The sequence below is a fragment of the Actinophytocola sp. genome (assembly GCF_009379765.1).
Lineage (GTDB): Bacteria > Actinomycetota > Actinomycetes > Mycobacteriales > Pseudonocardiaceae > Actinophytocola.
Genome location: NZ_WHTD01000107.1, coordinates 1 through 21,695, shown reverse-complemented (window position 1 = coordinate 21,695; position 21,695 = coordinate 1). Strand labels below are relative to the sequence as shown.

General features: G+C 69.7%; 22 protein-coding genes. 10 read left to right on the top strand and 12 right to left on the bottom strand.

The window, feature by feature from the left end:
- Positions 1-2: 2 nt before the first annotated feature.
- Positions 3-2,144, bottom strand: a complete 2,142-nt coding sequence (locus GEV28_RS27960) for a tetratricopeptide repeat protein (protein WP_291415314.1) — start codon at positions 2,142-2,144, stop codon at positions 3-5.
- Between the two features lie 270 nt (positions 2,145-2,414).
- On the opposite strand from GEV28_RS27960, the gene GEV28_RS42600 reads away from it, so the two are divergent.
- From GEV28_RS42600 to GEV28_RS27950, 3 genes are all read left to right on the top strand, one after another.
- Positions 2,415-2,729 (top strand): DUF397 domain-containing protein, encoded by a 315-nt coding sequence (locus tag GEV28_RS42600; RefSeq protein ID WP_367115205.1) that lies wholly within the window; start codon positions 2,415-2,417, stop codon positions 2,727-2,729.
- Between the two features lie 233 nt (positions 2,730-2,962).
- Complete coding sequence (locus tag GEV28_RS27955) at positions 2,963-3,829, top strand: helix-turn-helix transcriptional regulator (protein WP_291415313.1); 867 nt, start codon at positions 2,963-2,965, stop codon at positions 3,827-3,829.
- 196 nt (positions 3,830-4,025) lie between these two features.
- On the top strand, positions 4,026-5,744 hold the full coding sequence (locus tag GEV28_RS27950) for a toll/interleukin-1 receptor domain-containing protein (protein WP_291415311.1): 1,719 nt from the start codon (positions 4,026-4,028) through the stop codon (positions 5,742-5,744).
- A 19-nt stretch (positions 5,745-5,763) separates the two neighbouring features.
- Here the strand turns inward: GEV28_RS27950 and menD are convergent, their stop codons facing one another.
- Together menD and GEV28_RS27940 are read right to left on the bottom strand one after the other, a co-directional pair.
- Positions 5,764-7,449 (bottom strand): 2-succinyl-5-enolpyruvyl-6-hydroxy-3-cyclohexene-1-carboxylic-acid synthase, encoded by a 1,686-nt coding sequence (gene menD, locus GEV28_RS27945; protein ID WP_291415309.1) that lies wholly within the window; start codon positions 7,447-7,449, stop codon positions 5,764-5,766.
- The gene (locus GEV28_RS27940; protein WP_291415307.1) at positions 7,446-8,630 is read right to left on the bottom strand and encodes a hypothetical protein; all 1,185 of its coding nucleotides are present in this window, start codon (positions 8,628-8,630) and stop codon (positions 7,446-7,448) included. Before GEV28_RS27940 ends, menD begins: the two co-directional genes overlap by 4 nt.
- Before the next feature lie 62 nt (positions 8,631-8,692).
- Between GEV28_RS27940 and GEV28_RS27935 the strand changes: the two genes are divergently transcribed.
- Positions 8,693-9,604 carry a 1,4-dihydroxy-2-naphthoyl-CoA synthase gene (locus GEV28_RS27935; protein ID WP_291415305.1) on the top strand — a complete coding sequence of 304 codons (912 nt, stop codon included), beginning with the start codon at positions 8,693-8,695 and terminating at the stop codon, positions 9,602-9,604.
- Here GEV28_RS27935 and GEV28_RS27930 read toward each other — a convergent pair.
- A complete protein-coding gene (locus tag GEV28_RS27930) occupies positions 9,598-10,476 on the bottom strand; it encodes an arylamine N-acetyltransferase (RefSeq protein WP_291415303.1) in 879 nt (292 codons plus the stop codon). The two genes, GEV28_RS27935 and GEV28_RS27930, sit on opposite strands and share 7 nt — an antisense overlap.
- Before the next feature lie 4 nt (positions 10,477-10,480).
- Here GEV28_RS27930 and menE point away from each other — a divergent pair, with 4 nt between their 5' ends.
- Complete coding sequence (menE, locus tag GEV28_RS27925; RefSeq protein WP_291415327.1) at positions 10,481-11,662, top strand: o-succinylbenzoate--CoA ligase; 1,182 nt, start codon at positions 10,481-10,483, stop codon at positions 11,660-11,662.
- On the opposite strand, the gene GEV28_RS27920 is transcribed toward menE, so the two are convergent.
- Together GEV28_RS27920 and GEV28_RS27915 are read right to left on the bottom strand one after the other, a co-directional pair.
- A complete protein-coding gene (locus GEV28_RS27920) occupies positions 11,649-12,041 on the bottom strand; it encodes a hypothetical protein (protein WP_291415302.1) in 393 nt (130 codons plus the stop codon). The genes menE and GEV28_RS27920 overlap by 14 nt on opposite strands.
- Positions 12,042-12,099: 58 nt before the next feature.
- Entirely contained in the window at positions 12,100-12,663 is a 564-nt protein-coding gene (locus GEV28_RS27915; protein WP_291415300.1) for a dihydrofolate reductase family protein, read from the bottom strand.
- Between the two features lie 237 nt (positions 12,664-12,900).
- On the opposite strand from GEV28_RS27915, the gene GEV28_RS27910 reads away from it, so the two are divergent.
- A complete protein-coding gene (locus tag GEV28_RS27910; RefSeq protein ID WP_291415298.1) occupies positions 12,901-14,115 on the top strand; it encodes a hypothetical protein in 1,215 nt (404 codons plus the stop codon).
- Between the two features lie 111 nt (positions 14,116-14,226).
- Positions 14,227-15,102 carry a 1,4-dihydroxy-2-naphthoate polyprenyltransferase gene (locus tag GEV28_RS27905; RefSeq protein WP_291415297.1) on the top strand — a complete coding sequence of 292 codons (876 nt, stop codon included), beginning with the start codon at positions 14,227-14,229 and terminating at the stop codon, positions 15,100-15,102.
- Positions 15,103-15,607: 505 nt separating this feature from the next.
- Here GEV28_RS27905 and GEV28_RS27900 read toward each other — a convergent pair.
- Positions 15,608-16,063 carry a nuclear transport factor 2 family protein gene (locus tag GEV28_RS27900; RefSeq protein ID WP_291415296.1) on the bottom strand — a complete coding sequence of 152 codons (456 nt, stop codon included), beginning with the start codon at positions 16,061-16,063 and terminating at the stop codon, positions 15,608-15,610.
- Between the two features lie 107 nt (positions 16,064-16,170).
- Between GEV28_RS27900 and GEV28_RS27895 the strand changes: the two genes are divergently transcribed.
- Positions 16,171-16,827, top strand: a complete 657-nt coding sequence (locus GEV28_RS27895; RefSeq protein ID WP_291415295.1) for a TetR/AcrR family transcriptional regulator — start codon at positions 16,171-16,173, stop codon at positions 16,825-16,827.
- Positions 16,828-17,445: 618 nt separating this feature from the next.
- Here the strand turns inward: GEV28_RS27895 and GEV28_RS27890 are convergent.
- From GEV28_RS27890 to GEV28_RS27875, 4 genes are all read right to left on the bottom strand, one after another.
- Complete coding sequence (locus GEV28_RS27890; RefSeq protein ID WP_291415294.1) at positions 17,446-17,574, bottom strand: hypothetical protein; 129 nt, start codon at positions 17,572-17,574, stop codon at positions 17,446-17,448.
- 369 nt (positions 17,575-17,943) lie between these two features.
- Positions 17,944-19,035, bottom strand: a complete 1,092-nt coding sequence (locus tag GEV28_RS27885; RefSeq protein WP_291415292.1) for a PLP-dependent cysteine synthase family protein — start codon at positions 19,033-19,035, stop codon at positions 17,944-17,946.
- Positions 19,032-19,319 (bottom strand): DUF4229 domain-containing protein, encoded by a 288-nt coding sequence (locus GEV28_RS27880; RefSeq protein WP_367115203.1) that lies wholly within the window; start codon positions 19,317-19,319, stop codon positions 19,032-19,034. The genes GEV28_RS27885 and GEV28_RS27880 overlap by 4 nt, the downstream gene beginning before the upstream one ends.
- A 10-nt stretch (positions 19,320-19,329) precedes the next feature.
- Positions 19,330-19,794: an Lrp/AsnC family transcriptional regulator gene (locus GEV28_RS27875; protein WP_291415288.1), complete on the bottom strand. Its 465-nt coding sequence runs from the start codon at positions 19,792-19,794 to the stop codon at positions 19,330-19,332.
- Between the two features lie 176 nt (positions 19,795-19,970).
- On the opposite strand from GEV28_RS27875, the gene GEV28_RS27870 reads away from it, so the two are divergent.
- Both GEV28_RS27870 and GEV28_RS27865 read left to right on the top strand, forming a co-directional pair.
- A complete protein-coding gene (locus tag GEV28_RS27870; protein ID WP_291415325.1) occupies positions 19,971-20,180 on the top strand; it encodes a BldC family transcriptional regulator in 210 nt (69 codons plus the stop codon).
- A gap of 96 nt (positions 20,181-20,276) precedes the next feature.
- Positions 20,277-20,510, top strand: coding sequence for a hypothetical protein (locus GEV28_RS27865; RefSeq protein ID WP_291415286.1), 234 nt, complete (start codon positions 20,277-20,279; stop codon positions 20,508-20,510).
- Positions 20,511-20,518: 8 nt separating this feature from the next.
- Here the strand turns inward: GEV28_RS27865 and GEV28_RS27860 are convergent.
- Positions 20,519-21,695 (bottom strand): MinD/ParA family protein (locus GEV28_RS27860; RefSeq protein WP_291415285.1); only part of this gene is annotated, 1,177 nt, incomplete at its 5' end.

Sequence of the window (21,695 nt, the reverse complement as noted above, 5' to 3'; positions counted from 1 at the left end):
GCTTACGGGCCAGCATCTCGCAGCGCACGCTCGATGCTGCTGGTCTTGAGGCGAACTCTCTCCGCCTCCACCACGCGGCGCTGGCCCGCGTACAGGTCGTACGCGCGTCTTAGCGCACCCAGAGCCTCCGGCAGCATGTCCTGGGCGATACGCGCACCGGCGACATGCTCCACGAGCTTCGCCTCGACGAACTGGTTCCGCAGCCGATGGCACAGCGCGAGTCCGCGGGAGTAGTAATCCAATGCCTCGGCATGCCGCTCTGTCTCCCTGGCAATGAAGCCAAGCGTCTCGAGAGTGGCCAGCTGGCCACTGGTGTTGCCGCTGGCCTCGTGCAAGGAGAGCGCCGACTGGCAGCACCGGCGCGCACGCTCGTGACTCCCGAGAACGGCGTGCTGCCGGCCCTGGGCGTTGAGCGCATGGGCCTCACCCACGGAGTTTCCGGCCGCGCGGTACAACGTCATCGCGGACGTCGAATGGATCAAGGCCTGCTCGGTTCGGCCGCTCAACGAGCAGGTCCTGGCGAGGTCGTGCAGCGTGTGCGCCTCCCCGACGGTGTCCCCTGCCCGCCTCGTCAAGGTCAGCGCCAGCCACAGCGACGCCTCGGCGTCGGCGAGTTGGCCCGACCTGGTGTATGCGCGGCCGAGCTGGCGATGGGCAAGCGCCCGCACCGTCTCGTCGCCCATCAGGTCGGCCGCGCTGGCACCCAGGCGAGAGGAGTCGACGTTCTCGCGCAGAAGGCTGCGGCGGTAGTGGTAGGTGTCGAGCGCCCGGGACAACTGCCACACGTGCTCGGACCAGCCCCACCGCATCGCTGTCCGCTGCACGGCGAGGATCTGCTGATGCTCCCGCACGAACCACTCGAGCGCCGCCGTGTCGTCCACCGGGCTGACCGGGCCGCACCCGGCTGCCAAGTCAGGTGCCGGCACCGGGGTCCGATGCGGATAGAGCAACTCGTCCGCAGCGCGAGCGGTGTGCAGGTAGAAGTCGCCCAGACGACGTAGCGCGGCCGACCGGGCATGAGTCGTGTCCGCCGAGCTCGACAGCTCCGCCGCGTGGCGCCGGACGAGCTCGTGCATCCGAAACCGTCCCGGCGTGTGCTGGCGAACCAGGTACTTCGCCTCGAGTGCACGAAGCACCTGCGTCGCAGTCGTCGCCGGCCGCGCCATGAGACTGGCCGCGGCCTCGCACCCGATCTCCGGGAGCCCCGCGGCGCCGAGCATCCGAAACGTCCTCGCCTCGTCGTCGTCCAAAGCGGCCGACGACCAGGAGAGCACCGCACGTAGATCGGAAGTTCCGTCTCCCGCGTCGAATGCGCTCAAGCCGACCGACTCCTCCTCGAGCTCACTGGCAAGCACGGCCAACGGGAATTCGGGATGATCCGACGTGCGGGCCGCGACGATCGCGAGGGCCAATGGCAGTCCGGCACAGCAGCGAAGCAACGTGTCCACCGCAGCCGGCTCGGCATCGACGAAATCGCCGATCCGCCGCGCGAGGAACGCTTGTGCGTCGGCACTGGGCAGGGAGTCCAGCCTTATCCGCGACGCACCACGCATCCGCAGACCAGCCAGATGACGCCGGCTGGTGACGACGACCGCACACGACGAGTCACCCGGCAGCAGCGGCAGTACATGAGCGCCGTCGAGCGCGTTGTCGAGAATGACGAGCATCTGCTTGTCCGACAGCAGACTCCGATAGAGGGCCGCGGCCGCGTCCTGGTCGGCAGGAATAGCGGCCGGCTCCACTCCGAGTGAGACCAGAAAGCCGCTCAACACAGCCGAGGCGGATGCCGGAACACCGCTCACATCGAACCCCCTCAGGTCGACGAACAACTGACCGTCGGGGAATCGCGCCAGATTGCGTTGCGCCCAGAACAGGACCAACGCGGTTTTGCCGACGCCGCCCACACCTTCGACCGTCATCACCGCGAGCCGACGTTCGGCCAAGCCTTTGTCGAGCGCGGCGGTCAGGCTGTTCAGCTCCTGGTCACGGGCGACCAACCAGTGCGGCGCCAGCGGCAGCTGCCGCGGAATGTCGGTGACTCGACCGGCGTGCGGATGCAGATGCACGCCCCCCTTCACCGTTCTCGCCTGAACCACCGTGCCGGCGGTTTCGAGCCGGACGACGTTACGAGGTTGCTCGCTCATCAAGGTGGCCGTAGTTCGGGGATACTGCGATCGACTTCTCGAAGGCCGAGGCGTATTCAACCTCCGACCACCCATCCTCACTCCTCCGCGCCCATTCCCGACATCGGCCGGACGGGTACTTTCGTCGGACGGGAGCCGAATGATCATCAAGGATCTCGTCGGACACCCTGCCGACATGATCGTCCTGCCATTGAATCCTGGTTTTCGAGCAATCTCGTCCTGTCGGCGGTTGCTGCGGTCAACTTCGGGAACTTACGCTCGAAGTGAGCTATGCCCAAAGGCGACACCGTTGCCCTCCCGACAATCTTCGGGAGTGCCGGCAGGCAACGACATGGTCTCGTGACCACGGCGATCGGGGTGAATGTGGCCGGCCAACGGAAGGCGCATGTGGTTGAGATCGACGCCACCGGTTTGACTTGGATCAAGAGTTCCGCGAGCACCGGCGGCACCTCCGCCTGCACAGAGCTCGCAAGGACCAACTCGAGGGTTTTCCTGCGTTGTTCACGAGACCGTTCAGGCCCGAGGTTGTCCCTCGCCCCGATAGCCCTGGTTCACCTGATCAGCTGGGTTCGCTTGGCTGGCTGATCTGGCTTCGGTCGAAGCCTCCAGTGTCCCGCGCCAACAGCGCCGACACACGCTCAGGTGGGTACACGGGCGAGCAAGCACGTCATGACATGATGCGTGCTGCCAAGACGCCATCATGGCGCCGGCAGAAATCTCAGTAGCGTACTGACTAGTCCCAGAGAGTCGTCTACCATAGCGCCATGTTGCAGATTGCCCCATGGTTGTCTACTAGCGGCGCCTGGGGAGGAGGTTCCATGACTTCGAGGAGCACGACCCCACTCAGCGAGCACCGTCACCTCAGGCAGGCTCTCCGCCAGGCCCGTGACACGCGGAAGCTGACCCAACGGGACGTCGCGGATGCCTTGGAATGGTCCACATCGAAGATCATTCGCATCGAGAACGGCTCAGTGGGGATCTCCATCACAGATCTCAAGGCTCTGCTGCTGCATTACGAGGTGACCGACAGCGGCGAGGTCGAGCGCCTGGTGCAGATGGCGCGCGCGAGCAAACAGTCGGCCTGGTGGCAGGAGCACCGGCACTTCGCACCTCCACCCTTCATCGCCTTCTTGGGTCTCGAGGCGTCGGCCGTCCGGATCAAGCAGTTCCAGAGCCTGCTGGTTCCGGGACTGCTGCAGAGCCCCCAATACATCGCCGTACTCACCGCTCTCGGCGGCGTCACGGACGAAGAGGCACGTCGCTGGGCCGAGATCCGCGCCCGCCGGCAGGAACTCATCACCGCCGAGAGCGGGCCGGACCTGTCCTTCATCCTCGACGAATCCACGCTGTATCGACAAATCGGCGACAACGCCACCATGCGCGAACAACTCGAGAAGCTCAAGGAAACCGCCGAACATCCGCGAGTTTCAATTCAGATCCTGCCGTACTCGGCCGGCATACACAAGGGCATGAAGAGCTCGTTCGAGATCTTCGAGCTATCGGAGGAACCGGAAGACTACGCCCTCCTGCTGGAGCAGCCCTACAAGGATCAGCTGATTCAGGAGACATCTGACGAGACCATGGAATTCGTCCAGATCTTCTTCGAACTGGAGAAGATCGCGTTGCCGGCCAGTGAAACTCGGCGGGTGCTCGACGATCGGCTGAGGGAGATCGACAAAGAATGACCACATGACTCGGGCGGACCCTGCTGCAACAGAGCCCGCCCGATGACAGCGCACCCAGACCCACGCTCAATGAGACAAGGATTCGCTACCGGGTAGCAAGTCTACGACTCAAACCGCGTCGTAGCTGCCTCCATCCGGCTCACCTTCGAGTGAACCAAGCCCGGTACGACCGAGCCGCGAGGGAGGAGCAGACAGCGTGGACGGAAAGAACACGCCCGCCATTTCGCCGGTTGACGCGGTCACCCAGCGGCGGCCCAGCGGGGTGCTGATCAGCTACGCCCACGATCCCGAGGGCCGACGCATGGCCGCTGTTCTTCTCCGAGAACTGCGCGACCGTGGTTGTGACGTCATTTCCGACCACGAGTTGCCGCTGCAGAACCCCTCCTCACTGCCGGCCTGGATGGACGACCAGATCGCGCGCCGAGTCGTGCTGTGCCTGCTTTCCCCTGGATACCTGCACGCATTCGAGGACGTGGCGGCTGAGGACATCTCGCCGCGTAAAGGCGTTCGATACGAGCTGCGCGCCGTCCGGCAGCGGATCTACGACCACGAGGGTCGGTCCGGCTGCCCGGTCATTCCCGTCGCGCCGACTACGTTCCACGTTGAAATGGCCCCGGCCACCCTGCGCGCTCTGGACATCAGCCGCGTCGATCCGGAGACCGGCGTCGGCACAGACCAACTCGCCGCACGCATCGCCAAGTTGGAGGATCCGGGAGGTCACGGCGCGATGAGCACCACGGAGCAGGTTCCGCCGACCAGCAGCCGACGCTTGTTCCGTCAGGTGGTGTACAACCTGGAGGACGACCTCCCGGCCGAAAAGGCGATCGAGCTTGTCGGCGAGTGCTTGCGGTTGGCGGAGGATCCCGACCTGTCCACCGACCTCGTGCACGCCTTCGGTCTGCTCGCGGAGGTCATCAAGGACCAGGGGCAGGTAAGTCTCATGCGAACCCTCACGGCCGGATGCATTCGCGTGCTGCGGTCCACGACTCCCCTGCTTCACTGGGAGCACCGTCTCGAGTCGCGGGTGCTGATCTGCGGGACGGCCTGGTACCTACAGCGGGACCACTTCCTTCAGGAGGCGCTCGACGAGGCACGGCGGGGCATTCGGATCGCCGAGCAATACGACGACCGGCGCATGGCGGCGTTCGGCAAGCAGAGTGTCGGCCGAATCCAGCGACTGCTCGCGGAGGACTCGCGAGGGTTGGAGTGCGACCACCACCTGAGCGCCAGCCTTCAGTCGCTCACCGAGGCGACCGCCTTGTTCTCAGCGATCGACGGCAGGCGGGTCCGTCGAAGCGAGGTCGGCGCGTGCCTCAGCCTCAGCGCGCGAACCCAGCTGACCCGGTACCGGATGCTCAACGACGACGACGCGCTCGGCTACGCGGAGGAGCTGACCCGACAAGCCGGCGAGGTGCTGACCCCCAGCCAGCGGAAGGATCGCCGCGACCTGGCGATCCTCAGAGCCGAGGTCGCGGCGGCGAACCGACGCTACGCCGACGGGCGGCGGTTGCTCGGCAACACGATCGAGTCCATGATCGCCGAGCCCGGCGAGCACTACTCGGAGATCCTCGCGCGCGCCTACGTCGCGCGTGCGCACGTCACGCTTGTCTCGCGCCGCGCCAAGAGTGACGCATTGGCGGATCTCGACAAGGCCCGCACGATCTTCCGCCGGCAAGAGCTGAACCACGCGGCCGCAGCATGCGAATGGACGATGCTGACGACTGACTCGAAGTCGGTGACCCAGGTCAAGTTCACCCGGGCGGACGCGCTGCTGCTGGAGGACCTCACCACCGACCCGAGAACGCGCCTGGCCGCGGTCGCGAAGTTGGCCCAACAGACTGATCGGATCGGTCGCCAGCCGCCCGGAGGACGCGTCGACTGGGCAAGCCTCGTGGACCAGGTCCGCTTCGAGTAGCGACGTACCAGCGCCGCTGTCAGCGCAGGGCGGCCTCGCTCACCGCGGCTCGCAACCGCGCGTGCAAGTCGCGCAGCAGGGCTCGGTTCGAGCGGATCTCCACCACGCGCAGGCCCGGGGCCGGGCGTAGCGCGGCGCGGAGCTCGTCGCGGGTGGTGGCCAGGGCGTGCGGGACCCCGTAGCCCGCGCACAGGGCGGACAGGTCGGCGCCGTGCGGGGTGCCGAACACCCGCTCGAAGCTTCGCTGGTACTCGGCGGCGCCCTGTTCCAGCAGGGTGAAGATGCCGCCGCCGTCGTCGTTGTGGACGACCACGGTGAGGTTCGGGCGTTGTTCCGGAGGGCCGATCAGCAGGCCGTTCAGGTCGTGCAGCAAGGTCAGGTCGCCGATCAGCGCGTAGGCCGGGCCGCCCTCCGCCAGCGCCACGCCCGCCGCCGTCGAGACGTTGCCGTCGATGCCGGCCACGCCTCGGTTCGCGTACACGCGGAGGTCCGCGCGGGGTTCGGCGACCAGGTCGACGTCGCGGACCGGGTTGGACGAGCCGAGGAACAGGGTCGCGCCGGAGGGCAACGCGCTCACCAGCTCCACGGCCAGCTGCAGGCCCGTCGGCCAGGGTTCCTCGCTCAGGAGCTTGTCGACCGCCGTGGTGGCGCCCGAGTCGGCGTGCCGCCAGGCCGGCAGCCACTCGGCGTCCACTCCGTCCACTTGGGACATGTCGTCGAGGTCGAGCCAGCCGCGGACGTGTGTCGCCACGTACTGCGGGTCGGTCCACTGTGGATGGTCGCCGATGCCGTACACCGGCACCCGGCCCATCAGGCCCCGGACGCCGCGGGACAGGGTCGGCCGGCCGACCACCACCACCGCGTCCGGGCGCAGCGGCGGGGGCAGCTCGCCCAGTGACAGCAGCAACGCCCCGCAGCGCAACACGGCCGCGCCGCCCGACAACGCCGCCGCGAGCCCGGACGGCTCGGCGACCGCGGGCCAACCCGCGGTCGCCGCGACCGTGGCCGCCGCCATGGCCCGGTCGGACCGGCCGCTGCCGACGACCATCAGGGTGCGCGCCGGCAGCCGGAAGTCCACGCGGCTGCCGGCCATCGACACCGGCGCCGCGGACGTCGTCCAGCGCAGACCGCCGGGGCGGCCGTCGAGCGACTCCGGCCAGCGCGGCTCGAACGTCGGGACCAGCGGCTCCCGGAACGGCACGTTCACCTGCACCGGCCGGCCGTGCTCGGCCTGTGCGACGGCCCGGCAGACAAGGCCGCGCCACACCTGGTTCTGGCCCTCGCGCCGCTCCGCGACCGGGAACTCGACCGCGACCGCCGCCGAGCCGAACAGCCCGCGCTGGTCGATGGTCTGGTTGGCGCCCGTGCCGTGCAGCTCCGGCGGCCGGTCGGCGGTGATCGTCAGCAGGCCGACGCCCGAGTGGTGCGCCTCGAGCACCGCCGGATGCAGGTTGGCGGCCGCCGTGCCCGACGTGCAGACGACCGCGACCGGGCGGCCGCTGCCTCGCGCGAGGCCGAGTGCGAGGAACGCCGCCGCGCGCTCGTCGATCCGGACATGCAGGGTGAGCCGGCCGGCCTCGGCGGCGGCGTGCAGGGCCATGGCCAGCGCCGCGTTGCGCGAGCCCGGGGTGAGGACGACGTGCGGGACGTCGTTGCGGACCAGCTCGTCGACGATCACGCTCGCCTGCGCGGTGGACGGGTTCACTCCACGCTGCCCCCTTGCATCGCGTGCATGCGGATCGCCCCGTGGATGAGCTCGCGGCCGAACGCGGTGAGCCGCTCACCGTTCTCGGTGGCGCCGACGGTCTGCAGGTCCTGCAGCAGGTCGAGGACGGTGTCGCGCACGGTGTCGGTGGGCATCGGCTCGTCGTGGGCGTCGCCGCGCCAGCCCATCTCGTAGAGCACCATGCCGATCCGCTCGACCATCATGTCGAGGTCGATCTCGTCGGCGAGCAGCAGCATCGCGAACAGCGGCGCGACGGCCTGGCGGGCGATCCGGTCCGGGCTGTCGAGCAGGCCGTTGCACATGGCCTCGAAGGTCATCACCGGATGCGCGATGGCGCGGTCGCCGTCGTCGGTGCGCCGCAGCTCCCCGTCGACGGTCTCGAGCAGGCCGAACTTCTCGGCGATCCTGCGCACCTCACCCGGGCCGGCACCGGGCTCGCCGACCACGCGGGCGAGCGGGCGGACGGCCGGCATCAGGAGGTCCGCGTCGAGACCGGACGGCCCGGCGAAGTCGGGTGCGGTGCGAACCAGCAGCTCACGCATGGTCTGGCTGCCGCAGTGGTCGCGCCACAGCTCCATCCGCTCGGTCAGGAGCAGGTTGCCCAGGGTGTCGTGGTGGCCGTCCGGCGACTGGTCGAGCACGTCGACGGCGACGCCGAGCCGGCGCTGGTCGTCGGCGGGGTCGAGGTCACCGGCGACGATGGCGCGCTCGAGGGCCCGGGTGATCGCGTCGAACAGGGCCGTCTCGCGCGGGCCCGGTTCGTCGGTCCAGGCGACCCGCATGTCGGCGGGCGGCATGAGACCGGACTCGAGCGTGGCGTGGGCGTAGAGCTCGAAGCAGCCCATCTCGTCGCCGGCCGCTTCGATGATCTTCGCCGTGCGCTCGCTGCGGCAGATGTCGGCGTAGCGGGGCTGGTCGAGCTGGTCGAAGAACCAGGCGGCCCGCTTGACGACGTCGCGCCAGTCGGGCATCGGGCGCACGTCCGCCGGGGGTTCGCGGAGGAGCTGCGGGAGCGTGAGCCAGAGGAAGTTCTGCACGTCGAGCTGCGACATGAGGTAGTTGGGGCGGTCGTTGGACACGTCGTACCAGCACGCGGCCACCACGAGCCCGGCGTCGTCACGCTCGGCGAGCTCCTCCACCAACGTCTCGACATCCCGCATGAGGCCCAGCTTGGCACGGCGGCCCGGGAGCTCGCGATTCGCTGTGCCCATATGCTCGCGGCGTGGCTGAGCCGACCGTCTCCGAGCTGTTCGACCCCGGCGCGTGGCGTGCCGTCGAGGGTTTCGACCTCACCGACATCACCTACCACCGGGCCGTCGAGACCGGGGCGGTGCGGATCGCGTTCGACCGGCCGGAGGTCCGCAACGCCTTCCGGCCGCACACGGTCGACGAGCTCTACCGGGCCCTGGACCATGCCCGCATGTCACCCGATGTGGGGTGCGTGTTGCTGACGGGGAACGGTCCGTCCCCCCGGGACGGGGGCTGGGCGTTCTGCTCGGGTGGCGACCAGCGGATCCGGGGACGGACGGGGTACCAGTACGCGGCCGGCGAGACCGCCGCCTCGGTGGACCCGGCCCGCGCCGGGCGGCTGCACATCCTGGAGTGCCAAAGACTCATCCGGTTCATGCCGAAGGTCGTGATCGCGGTCGTGCCGGGGTGGGCGGCCGGCGGCGGGCACAGCCTGCACGTGACGTGCGACCTGACCTTGGCCAGCGCCGAGCACGCCCGGTTCAAGCAGACGGACGCGGACGTGGGCAGCTTCGACGGCGGGTACGGGTCGGCCTACCTCGCGCGGCAGATCGGGCAGAAGCTCGCCCGCGAGGTGTTCTTCCTGGGCCGGACGTACTCGGCGGAGGACATGCACCGGATGGGCGCCGTGAACGCCGTGGTGCCGCACGCCTCGCTGGAGCCGACCGCGCTCGAGTGGGCGACGGAGATCAACGGCAAGTCGCCCACGGCGCGGCGCATGCTGAAGTACGCGTTCAACCTGATCGACGACGGCCTGGTCGGCCAGCAGCTGTTCGCCGGCGAGACGACCAGGCTGGCGTACATGACCGACGAGGCCGTGGAAGGGCGCGACGCGTTCCTGGAGAAGCGCGACCCCGACTGGTCACCGTTCCCGCACTACTACTGAGCGGCGGCCAGCCACGCCTCGTGCCCGGTGTTGACCTTGCGCCACAGGTGTTCCCGGCGTTCGTCGTCCACATCGGACAGCGTCAGGTCGAAGACGTCGGCGAGGGCGGCGTACCAGTCGTGTTTGGTTGTCAGGTCCGTACGGGTGTCGCCCTTTCCGTCCAGTCGTCGCTGTACCCGGCCACGTAAGGCGTCGACTCCGCCGGCGTCGCGACGGAAGGCCGTGAGGACCCGCACGAAGCCCGAGTCTGGGTGCGACTGCAGGAACCGGTGCTTGGCCTCGAAGGCATGCTGTTCGGCTTCCCCGGCGGCGAAGTCCATGCCCACCAAGGACATCCGCGGGTCGGCGTGGAAGCGCCAGCCACCGGGAACGGCCGCGCTCGGCGCGAGCGCGTAGGTGAACGGGCCCTGGCGGTGCTCACCTTCCAGGAGTGGCATCGGCTCGTGTGGCCCGTCGCCCAGCCCGGCGTCGATGAACCAGCGGCCGCCCGGGTTGGTGTCGGTGGGCAGGCCGTTGACCGTGAGCGCCAGGTGGTTGGCGGTGGCGCCGACCTCGCTGTCGGGCGCGCCCTGCACACCGCCGACATGGCGGCGCACGTCGAAGCCGAGCCAGCCGAGCAGCGTGGCCAGCGCGCCGTTGAGGTGGTAACAGTAGCCGCCCCGACCGGTGGTGACGTGCCGCACGGAGTCGAGCGGCGCGATGGTGCGCCGCTCACCGAGCCAGATCCAGACCGACTCGTACGGGATGCGCTCGACCTGCGCCCGGTGCACCGCGTGCAGCGCCGCTGCGCTGGGTGGCGGTGGCTCGGGGAGGCCGAGCCTGCGTAAGTACTGGTCACGCAGGCCCTGGTCGAGCGGTGGGAGCCAGGTCATGCCCATGACTGTAGGTGAGCAGTCCGACGGTTTCGGGCGGCTGCCGAGCCGGCGTACGACAATCGACGGCGTGCGGGTGATCGTGCTTGATGGACCGTCGGGTGTCGGCTCGCTCGTCGATGCGCTGCGTTCGGTGCTCGACGGGATCGGGCCCGCCGTGCTGCCCCTGTCGGCGGCGGATCCGCGGTTCGCGGAGCTGCGGGAGCGGATGGCGCCGGACCGGCCCGTCGAGCCGGGGACCGCGGTGATCGTCGCGACCTCGGGGTCCACCGGGGAGGCCAAGGGCGTGCTGCTGTCCGCGGCCGCGCTGCGGGCCTCCGCGGCGGCGACCCATGCGCGGCTCGGCGGGCCGGGGCGGTGGCTGCTCCCGCTGCCGGCGCAGCACGTCGCGGGCGTCCAGGTGATCGCCCGGTCGCTGCTGGCGGGCGCCGAGCCCGTCGTCCTGGGCGCGCAAGCGTTTGCCGACGCCGCCGACCAGCTCGGGAGCGGGCGGCGGTACACGTCGCTGGTGCCGACCCAGCTGTCCCGGCTGCTGGCCACGGACCTCGAGGCGCTGCGATCGTTCGGCGCGGTGCTGCTCGGCGGCGCGGCCACCCCGGCGCCGCTGCTGGAGCGGGCGCGGGCGGCGGGCGTGCGGGTGGTCACGACGTACGGGATGTCGGAGACCGCGGGCGGCTGCGTGTACGACGGGTTCCCGCTCGACGGCGTCGGGGTGCGGCTCTCGGCCGGGGTCGTCGAGCTGTCCGGGCCGATGCTGGCGAGCGGCTACCGGCTGGCGCCCGCCGCCACCGCGGCGTCCTTCGTGGACGGTTGGTTCCGGACCACCGACCTCGGTGCGCTGCGGCCCGACGGCTCGTTGGAGATCCTGGGCCGGGCGGACTTCGTGATCAACACCGGCGGTGTGAAGGTGGCGCCGAGCGCGGTCGAGGCGGTGCTGACCGCGCAGCCGGGGGTGGCCGAAGCGTGCGTGGTCGACCTGCCGTCGGTGGAGTGGGGGCAGCTGGTGGCGGCCGCGATCGTGCCGGCCGGGCCCGCGCCCGCGGTGGCCGACCTGCTCGACGCCGTGCGGGCCGCGCTGGGTGGGCCGGCGGTGCCGAAGCTGGTGCGGTTCGCGGACGCGCTTCCGCAGCGGGGTCCGGGAAAGGTCGACCGGTCGGCCGTGCGGGAGCTGCTCAGAACGGCGTAGGGCGCAGCCACCGGCTGGTGTCGGCACGGAACAGGCTGACGAGGACGAGCACCGCGAGCGCGATGTTGGCGATGCCCGCCGGCGACCCCTGGGCGAGGGTGAGGAGCCCGCTGATGATGCCGACGACCTCGATGACCGCGACCGGGATCCGCGCCCACTCGACCCGGCGCACCAGGAGCACCCCGCAGACCGCGAGGACGACCGCGATGACGATCGAGACGTAGCCGAGCAGGTACACGAGGTTGCCCGGGTCCCGGCCGTGCTCGACGTCCTCGCCTGCGGCCCAGAGCAACAGCACGCCGGCGAAGGCGTTGAGCGCCGCCTGCAGGAAGATCGCGACGACCGCGTTGATGAGGGCCCCGGGCCGTTTGTCCGTCATGACCCGAACGCTAGGTCCGGACGCCCGGGACCCCTCCCGCGCCGTGCGACGCGGGTGCTCAGGAGCGCTTCGGTTCGTAGTGCAGCGCGGTGATCCCGCAGTCGAACGGGTGCGCACCGACGAGGCGAAGCCGCTGATGGGTGCCGAGGTCGGCGAACACCGGCATGCCGGCGCCGATCGCGGTCGGGTTGACGAACAGGTGGAGCTCGTCGAGCAGGCCCTTCGCGATCAGGTCCGACCCGAGCGTGCCGCCTCCGTAGGCGATCATGTCCCCACCGGGCCGGGCCTTGAGCCGGTTCACGGTCTCGGCGAGGTCACCACCGGCGACGACGGCGTTCGCCCACGGCGACTCGGTGAGCGAGTTGGAGATCACGACCTTGGGTGTGTTGTTCATCCAGTCGATGGACTCCTGGGTCTCGCCCTCCGGCCCGGACGCCCATGCCGGGATGAACCCTTCGGCGAGCTTGCGGCCCAACACGATGCAGTCGACCGGTGCGGACAGCGCGTCGACGTAGGAGCTGATGTCGTCGGTCCACGGGAACGTCGTCCAGTCCATCTCACCGTTCGGACCGGCCATGTAGCCGTCGACGGTGGTCTGGACCTGGAGCTTGAACTTGCGCATGCGGTGCCTCCTTCGGCATCGGTGCCGCGGGTGCGGCTACCACCGCGTCGAACAACCGCCACCCGGATCGACGGCACCGACCGTTCCGGTGAGGGCGTGCCCGATCGGTGATTATTTGTCAACACGCGGAGGGTTTTCGTTGACAAGTCACCGTCCGCGGGCTTGGCTCGACCCGCCAACGGCACGCGACCCTGCAGCGGTTCGTCGGCCGCTCCGTGTGCCGCCGAAAGGACGATCATGAAGTCCATCCGACACTTTCTGCTGGTGGGCGCACTCGTCGTCGCTCCGGCAGGCGGGTTCGCGTCCGCAAGCGCCGAGCCCGCCGCCGAGCCCGGGCAGCGGATCGATCTCACCCGGCCCGCCGACGGCAGCACCAACGTGACCACCAACGCCTCGGTACGCCTGGGCGCCGGGGCCGACCGGGCGGCCAGTACCGGGTCCGGCCTGCGGACCGGCGTCGCCGTCTACTCGCTCGACCCGCTCGCGACGCCGGCCGACACCTTCGCGGCCACGGTCGGGAGCACCGTCCCGGCGGGCACCGAGCTCGCCGTCGACGTGCGGGGGCGGCTGGCCGACGGGCAGTGGAGCGAGTGGGCCGAGGTCCGACCAGACGCGCCGGCCGTCCTGCCCGGCGCCGCCCGGGAGGTCGAGGTTCGCGCGATGCTCGGTGCGCCGGCCGGAACGCGGTCGCCGGAGCTCCGGGCGTTGACGGTCACCCCGTCGGTGTCCGGGAAGGCGCCGTCCGAGGAGGTGCACGCCGCCGCCGCGGGGCTCACCTACGAGGTGTTCGCCACCCGGGAGGGTCTCGTCGGCGGCACGACGGCCAACGGGCACGTCATCACCTCGCGGGACCACTTCGTCGCGTTGCCGTCCCGGCGCGGGCTGTCCGGCAACTGGGCGGGTGACTACAGCGTGCGCGTCTGCGCGAGCAACGGCCGCTGCGAATGGGCTCCCGTCTGGGACGTCGGCCCCTGGAACACCCGCGACGACTACTGGAACCCGCCGGACGTGCGCCAGGAATGGAAGGACCTCCCCCAGGGCAAGCCCGAGGCGCAGGCCGCCTACCAGGACGACTACAACGGCGGCGCGGACCAGTTCGGCCGGCAGGTCGCCAACCCGGCCGGCATCGACCTCGCCGACGGCACCTTCTGGGACGGGCTCAAGCTCACCGACAACTCCTGGGTGACCGTCACCTACCAGTGGACCGGCTCGGACCCGGCCGGCTTCGTCGACACCGCCGGTGACCCGCTGAACGTGCGCAACGCCACCAACACCGGCGGGGCGGTCGTCGGCATGGCGGCGAACTACGCGCAGGTGCGGATCGAGTGCAAGGCCACCGGCCAGTCGGTCACGGGCTCCCAGGGCACGTCGAACGTCTGGTACCGGCTCGCCGCCGGCAAGTTCGTCGCGGCGGCCTACGTCTCGGGCGGCGGCTCCGCGCCGACCTGCTGACGGCCGGCGGCGGGGGTCGGCGAGCGGACCGCGAGGCGCCGAACCGCGATCTCGGTCACCCCGGATCCCCCTCCCGACCCCGGGCAGCCTCAGGCACAGCAAGATGGGGGCATGGCGGCAACAGCAGCAGAGTGGATCGAGGGGGCGCGGGTCCGGACGCTGCCGAACTCGGTCGCCCCGGTGATCGTCGGCGCGGGCGCGGCCGGGGCGATCGACCGGTTCGACTGGTGGGCGTCGCTGCTCGCGCTGGTGGTCGCGCTGTCGTTGCAGGTCGGGGTGAACTACGCGAACGACTACTCCGACGGCATCCGCGGGACCGACGCCGACCGGGTCGGGCCGTTGCGTCTGGTCGGCTCGGGTGTCGCGACGCCGGCGTCGGTGAAGGCGGCCGCGTTCGCGTGCTTCGGGCTGGCGGCGGTGGCGGGCTTGGTGCTGGTCGCGTCGACCGGGCACTGGTGGCTGCTGGCGGTCGGGGCGGTGTCCATCGCGGGCGCGTGGTTCTACACCGGAGGGTCGCGGCCGTACGGCTACTCGGGCTGGGGGGAGGCGGCGGTGTTCGTCTTCTTCGGACTGGTCGCCGTGCTGGGGACGCAGTACGTGCAGGCCGGGAGGGTGACGTGGCTGGGGGTGGCCGGCGCGGTGGCGCTGGGCGCGTTCTCGGCGGCCGTGTTGGTGGCCAACAACTTGCGGGACGTGCCGACCGACCGGGAGACGGGCAAGCGCACCCTCGCGGTCCGCCTCGGCGACCGCCGCACCCGGACGCTCTACTTCGGACTGGTCGGCGTGCCGTTCGTGGTGACCGTGCTCGCCGCGTTCGCCGAGGTGTGGGTGCTGGTCGCGTTGCTGGCCGCCGTCGTGGTGCTGCCGGCGGTGCGGATCGTTGCCCGGAGGCGGGACGGGCTGGCCCTGATCCCGGTACTGCGGGACACCGCGATGGCGATGCTCGCGTGGGCCGTGTTCGCCGGCGCGGCGTTGGGGTTCAGCTAGGCCAGTCGCCGGCTCAGCCCCCGAACCGCTTGCAGCCGAAGCAAAAGCTCGCGCGCAAACGCGCGTGATGGCAACCCCTCGATGAGAGCCTGTGACCAGGATGGGAACTGAAACATATAGGGTCCCGCCGTGAAGTGAAGGCATCTCTGAGGAGGCGCTGGACTCGAGTAAGTAGCGACCAGTTGACCAGAATTTCATTCCCCCGAATTTGCCGCAGCAGCGAGGCCTTCACGGTCAACGCCCATGCGGCTTTCGCTCATTCGCGGCGCTATCGGCCCAATGATGGCTGACCACTTGCGCTCTGGGCCGGTTTCACCTGGCAATTCGGTTGCGGTACGTGCCGCATCTAACCATGCCCCTACTACGACTGGCGGCACGATAACATCGTCGTCACCCGCTCGAACCAAGAGATGGAATGCATCATCGCCAGCCCCGACTAACAAGTGAAATTACTCCGCGAGGGAATCCGTTGGTCGTCTTCCACGCGCGCAACCGGCCTGCAGGACTAGTACGAGGTTGCGCTGTCAGCGTTGACGGCTGCGACAAGTGCGTCGAGTTGGCCACGGATTCGGGCGGCGGTGACATGGTCGAAGTAGTCACGGGAGCTGACGATCTCACCGTTGCGCACACGGAGCACGAAGATGCCAGGCAGCGCGAAGCGCTCTCCTGTCTCGGCGACTGTTCCCTGATACTCGAACTCGGCGACGATGACCTCGGGATCGGTCGTCTCGTGGATTGTGATGTTGGCTGCCCGACGATGCAGCCGGGGACCGGCGTCGGTCGGCCTGAAGTGTTCGCGAAGTTCGTCGCGGGTACGCAGCGCAGCGGCGCGAAGCGGGTCGAACGGGTGCACGACGTGGGTCTGTTCTGCATACAGGCCGGGTAGTTCGTCCCAATGGCCCTCCGCAACGCCGTCTACGAGTGCGAGGAAGACCTCTTGCGGGCTACGGGGTTGGGCCATGGCACTCTCCTGTCATCGGCATGCAGTCGGATCGGATACCATCCGAAGTATCGACTCCGATTATATGGAGTCATGACTTCGGATGGCAACGCGTGGGCGAAGGAGCGATGAGAACCCCAGGCAAGCGAGACACCGGCAGCTGGCGGTCGCAACGCGCCGATGCGCGAGCCAACCGTGGCCGCATCCTGGACGTCGCCGAAGAGGTCTTCGGCAAGGGCGGCGAGTCTGCATCGACCGAGGAGGTGGCCCGCTTGGCCGGCGTTGGCGTTGCCACAGTCTTCCGCCACTTCCCCACCAAGGCGGCGCTGCTAGAGGCCGTTCTCGTGAGGCGGTTTGATCGCCTGTGCGAGCAGGCCGAAACACTGCTCGATGCCACGGATCCGGGCAGGGCGTTCTTCGACTTCTTTAGCCACCTCGTCGCCGACGCGGCGACCAAAATCGCCATAGCCGAGGCTCTACTTGAAGCCGGCGGTGACAGCGACGGCGACGCCGCTCAGGCATCGAATGGACTGCGCAGAGCTGTCGCTGCTCTGCTGCAACACGCCCAACACGCCGGCGCCGTCCGAGACGATGTCGAACTGCCCGAGGTCTACGCCTTGCTGGTTGCCACATCACGAGCCGCCGCGCACGCGCACCTCGACCAAGAGGTACGAGCCCGGGTGCTCGCTATTGTCTTCGACGGCCTCGCGCCACTCCCGAACGCGCGAGCGCAGACACGCGAGCAGCCCGAACTACCTCGGCCTCATCGCCGAGCATCTACATAACGAACCCGGGCTGCCGTACTAGAGGCTTCGGGGGGACAGCGACCGCAGACGAGGGATGGTGCAGGCGCGACGGCCCGCCCCGACGACATACATGCTGGCTGAAGCAGGTTCTCCGGGCCGCCGCCGTCTGGACCGCCCCGACTTTGCGGAGACCTGATCATCTGCCTCATGCTGCCCACCGCGCGGTTCTAGCCTTGGGCCAGAGCGTCCGGCGACGCACTGGACGCCTTCACCGCGATCAACACCGCACGCTGGGACCAGATCGCCACAGCCGACCCGCGCCCCTGGAAGCAACGCTTGCGTCGAGCTGCGACGACGTGGGCCGAGCATCGCAGCCTCTAGCGACGCCTGGTCCCTGCGCCGTTCCATTGCTGTCGCCGCGCACGCGGAGCGTCGGACGACGCGTTGCGTGCGCGTGGGGGAGGGGGTAGCACAACTCGGGAGACCAATCGGCGCCCCAGTCACCAAACCTGTCGCCCGATTCGGTCACCGACGCGAGTCATGGAAACCGCTGCTCACGGTCGGGACTGGGTACCAACCGGTAGGTGAGTTGGGAGTTTTCGGCGCTGCGGCGGGTTTCTTCCATCGCGAGTACCAACCGGCCGCCCAACCGCTCGATCACACCCGGTTGTCCAACCGCTGGTCCTCGATCTTCTCCCGCTCGCCCGTCGTCGGGTTCTTCGACAGCCGCGCGTACGAGTCATAGACCGGCTGCTCGCCCCGCTCACGACGGGCCCGGTCAGGCACCCACTGGTGACTCGTTCGCGGGCCAGGTGGACGACGTTCGTCAGGCGGGAGTGGACCCACCACGCGAACGACAGGATCGCCAGGGCGACCACGGTCAGCAGCCACGGGTGACAGGCCAGGCCACCGATCGTTCCGTGTGGGGACAGGACCAGCGCGATGCTCGCGCCCAGGAAGGCGGCCGACGCCTCTCACAGGACGTCCGCCACGCCGACGAGCCAGCCGCCGATCGCGCGTAGTATCACCGACTTGGCCAGGCCCGAGACCAGTAGCCGAGTGAACGTGCCGATGATCATCGGTTCCATGTCGCGTCCTCCGGGTCGCAGCGAATGCTGCTGGAGTCTGTCGTCGGAACCGGTGTGTTCGTGAGAGTCAGGCGGGCCACTCGCCGGTGGCGAGGAACGCGTCCACCGGCGCACGGGCGGCGGCCAGGTCCAGGCCTTGGGCGGCGAGCCACTCGTCGGAGTAGTACGTGTGGCCGTAGCGGTCGCCCTGGTCGCACAGCAGCGTCACCACGCTGCCCGAGCGGCCGGCGGCTCGCAGCTCCGCCACGATCTGGAAGGCGCCCCACAGGTTCGTGCCCGTCGAGCCGCCCACCCGGCGGCCCAGCACCGGCTCCACGGCGCGGATGGTCGCCAGCGAGGCAGCGTCCGGGACCTTGATCATGCGGTCGATCACCTGGCCGATGAACGACGGCTCCACCCGCGGGCGGCCGATGCCCTCGATGCGCGAGCCGCGGCAGTCGGTCAGCGCGGGTGAGTCGTCGCGCCAGGCGGTGAAGAACACCGAATGCTCCGGGTCGACGACGGCCAGCCGGGTGCGGAGCCGGCGGAAGCGGATGTAGCGGCCGATGGTCGCGCTCGTGCCGCCGGTGCCGGCGCCCACCACCACCCACTCCGGCTCGGGGTGGGGCTCCAGGGCCATCTGCTGGAAGATGGACTCCGCGATGTTGTTGTTGCCGCGCCAGTCCGTCGCCCGCTCTGCGTTGGTGAACTGGTCCATGAAGTGGCCGCCGAGCTCCGCCGCCAGGCGGTGGGACTCCGCGTAGAGCTGGCTCGGCTCGTCGATGAAGTGGCAGCGGCCGCCCTGGCGCTCGATGAGCTCGACCTTCTCCGCGCTCGTCGTGCGGGGCATCACCGCGATGAACGCCAGGCCCAGCATCCGCGCGAAGTAGGCCTCGGACACCGCCGTCGAACCGGAGGAGGCCTCGATCACCGGTGTGCCCTCGACGATCCAGCCGTTGCACAGCGCGTACAGGAACAGCGAGCGGGCCAGGCGGTGCTTCAGCGAACCGGTGGGATGGGTCGACTCGTCCTTGAGGTAGAGCTGGACGTTCCATTCCGCCGGCAGCGGGAACGGGATCAGGTGCGTGTCGGCGCTGCGGTTGGCGTCCGCCTCGATGATGCGGACCGCCTCGCAGACCCAGGTCCGCGTCTTGTCGCTACACCGGTCTATCGCGGTCACGACTCGTCCGCGGAGTCCGGGGACGGGTCGTCGCCGCGCAGCTGAGCCCGCAGGCGGTCCCGGTGGGCGTCGCGCTCGGCGCCCCGGGCCGCCAACCCGGCCGTGACCCGCCGGTTCAGGCCGCGGAAGACCAGGAGCCCCAACGGGAAGCCGACGACGATCGCGACCGCCAGCGCCACGAGCAACGGGATGTCGAAGAGCATCAGAACGAGCGTGACCAGGGCGACCAGGGCCAGCCTGGCCAGCGTGTAGAGCGCCAGGTCACGCCGCAGGTTGTCCGCCACAACCGAGACGCTACCCGTCGGCATCCTCGACCTCCGACGTGTTCGGCCGGCCCTCGAACCGGGTCGAGAGCACGAGCGTGGTCCGGGTGCGCGCCACGCCGTCGATCCGGCGCAGCCTGCCCAGCGTGTGCTCCAGGTCGTCGACCGTCGCCACCCGCACCTTGACCACGAACGACTCGTCGCCTGCCACCCGGTAGCACGACTCGACCTCGGGGAGCAGCGCCAACGACGCCGCCACGTCCTCGTCGTCGGCGATGTCCGTGGGGTGGATGCCGATCAGCGCGGTGACCCCGAGGCCGACCGCGCTCGGGTCGACGACCGCGTGATATCCCGTGATCACTCCGGTTGCCTCGAGCTTGCCCACCCGCTCGTGCACAGCGGACGCGGACAGCCCCACCTGTCTCCCCAGGTCCGCGTAGGTGGCCCGGCCGTTCTCGCGCAGCGCGGCGATGATCCTGCGGTCCAGCGTGTCCACCGCGGCACTCTAGCGCCCCGGGGCTCTGCCCGAACCGGCCGTTTTGTCCCTTACTACCTCTTTACCATAAGACAACCGTTCGAGTACCCGATGGTCGAGATGACACGATTGGCTGCCCCGACATGTTGAACGACGTGTTGAACACTGTCGGGTCCGGCGCACCTGAGGAGGACATGGTGACTGCTACACACGTCGGCGAGCGCCTGCTGACCCCGGGCGAGGTCGCGGCCTTGTTCCGGGTGGACCCCAAGACCGTCACCCGCTGGGCGACCGCGGGGCGGATCGGCTCGATCCGCACCCCCGGAGGCCACCGTCGGTTCCGGGAGTCCGAAGTCAAGACGCTGCTCGCGGAGCTGACCACCGAGGCGACGAAGGCCACGGGATAACACACCGAACACCACGGGAACGGTTCACCCCCCGAGGCCCCCGGAATCGGAAGAAACGGGCTAACCTCGACGCCAGGACTCTCGGGAGGTGGCTCGATGCTCTACCTGCTCGCCGCGATCGGCGCGATCTGCGTCGCCGTGCTGCTGTGGCGGGCGTTCGTGTCGAACCCCGCTGAGGTCGACGAACGTCGCCCGACCCGACCGACCCGTCCTGGCCGCCCTCGGCCCGCGCCGATGGCGCCCGACGACGACCCGGAGTTCCTGCGCAAGCTGGGCAAGCAGAAGCCGCCACCGGCCGACCCGCCGGACAGCAAGCAACCACCGGCCTGACCAGCGGTTCAGCGCACGTAGTAGAACTCGCTCGGGAACCCGTCCGCCACGGTCGCGGCCAGCTCCAGCAGGGCCATCCGGGTGGTCGGGCCGAGGCGGTCGAGCTCGATCTCGGCCCCCTCTTCCAGGTGCGGGTCGAACGGGATCCGGCACACCGCACGGCACCGGGCACCGAAGTGCTGGGCCAGCTTGTCCAGGTCCACCGACCCCGCGCGCGGGCGCACCGAGTTGATCACCGCCACCGAGCGGGACACCAGGTCGCGGTAGCCGTGCACGTCGAGCCAGTCGAGCGTGGCCGACGCACTCCTGGCCCCGTCCACCGAGCCGGACGACACGACCACGAGCGCGTCGGCGATGTCGAGCACGCCCTTCATCGCGGAGTGCATGAGGCCGGTGCCGCAGTCGGTGAGCACGATGTTGTAGAAGTGCTCGAGCAGCGTGACCGTGCGCCGGTAGTCGTCCTCGCTGAACGCCTCGGACACCGCCGGGTCCTGCTCGCTCGCCAGCACCTCGAGCCGGCTCGGGCCCTGTGATGTGTAGGCGCGGATGTCGGAGTAGCGGTGGATGCGGTCCGCGTCGCGCAGGAGGTGCCGCACGGTCGCGGTGGTCTCCAGCGGGATCTTCTGGCTGAGCGTGCCGCGGTCGGGGTTGGCGTCGACCGCGATGACCCGGTCGCCGCGCAGCGAGGAGAACGTGGAGCCGAGCGTGGTCGTGGTCGTGGTCTTGCCGACGCCACCCTTGAGGCTCAGCATGGCGATCTTGTAGCACCCGCGCAACGGCTGGTTGACCCGCGTGATGAGCTCGCGGCGCTGCACGTCCGACGGGCTCTCACCGACGTTGACGAGGTGGCCGCTGGCCACGAAGACCGCCTTGCGCCAGCCGGACTGCGGGCGACGCCTGGACTGCTTGATCAGCTCGGCGCTCGACAGCTCGTCGGCGCGCGGCGGCCGCTGCTGCTGGGGATGCTGCTGCTGGGCCGCCGTCTGGTACTGCGGCGGCTGCTGCTGTTGAGGCTGCTGCTGCGGGTAGCCCTGCGGCGGGTACGGCTGCTGCGGCTGCGGACCCGACGGCGTCTGCTCGGCGTACTGCTGGGGTTGCGGTCCCGACGGCGTCTGCTCGGCGTAGTGCGGGTCGGAGGCGTTCGGATCCGCGTACTGCCGCGGCTGCGGGCCGGACGGCGTCTGC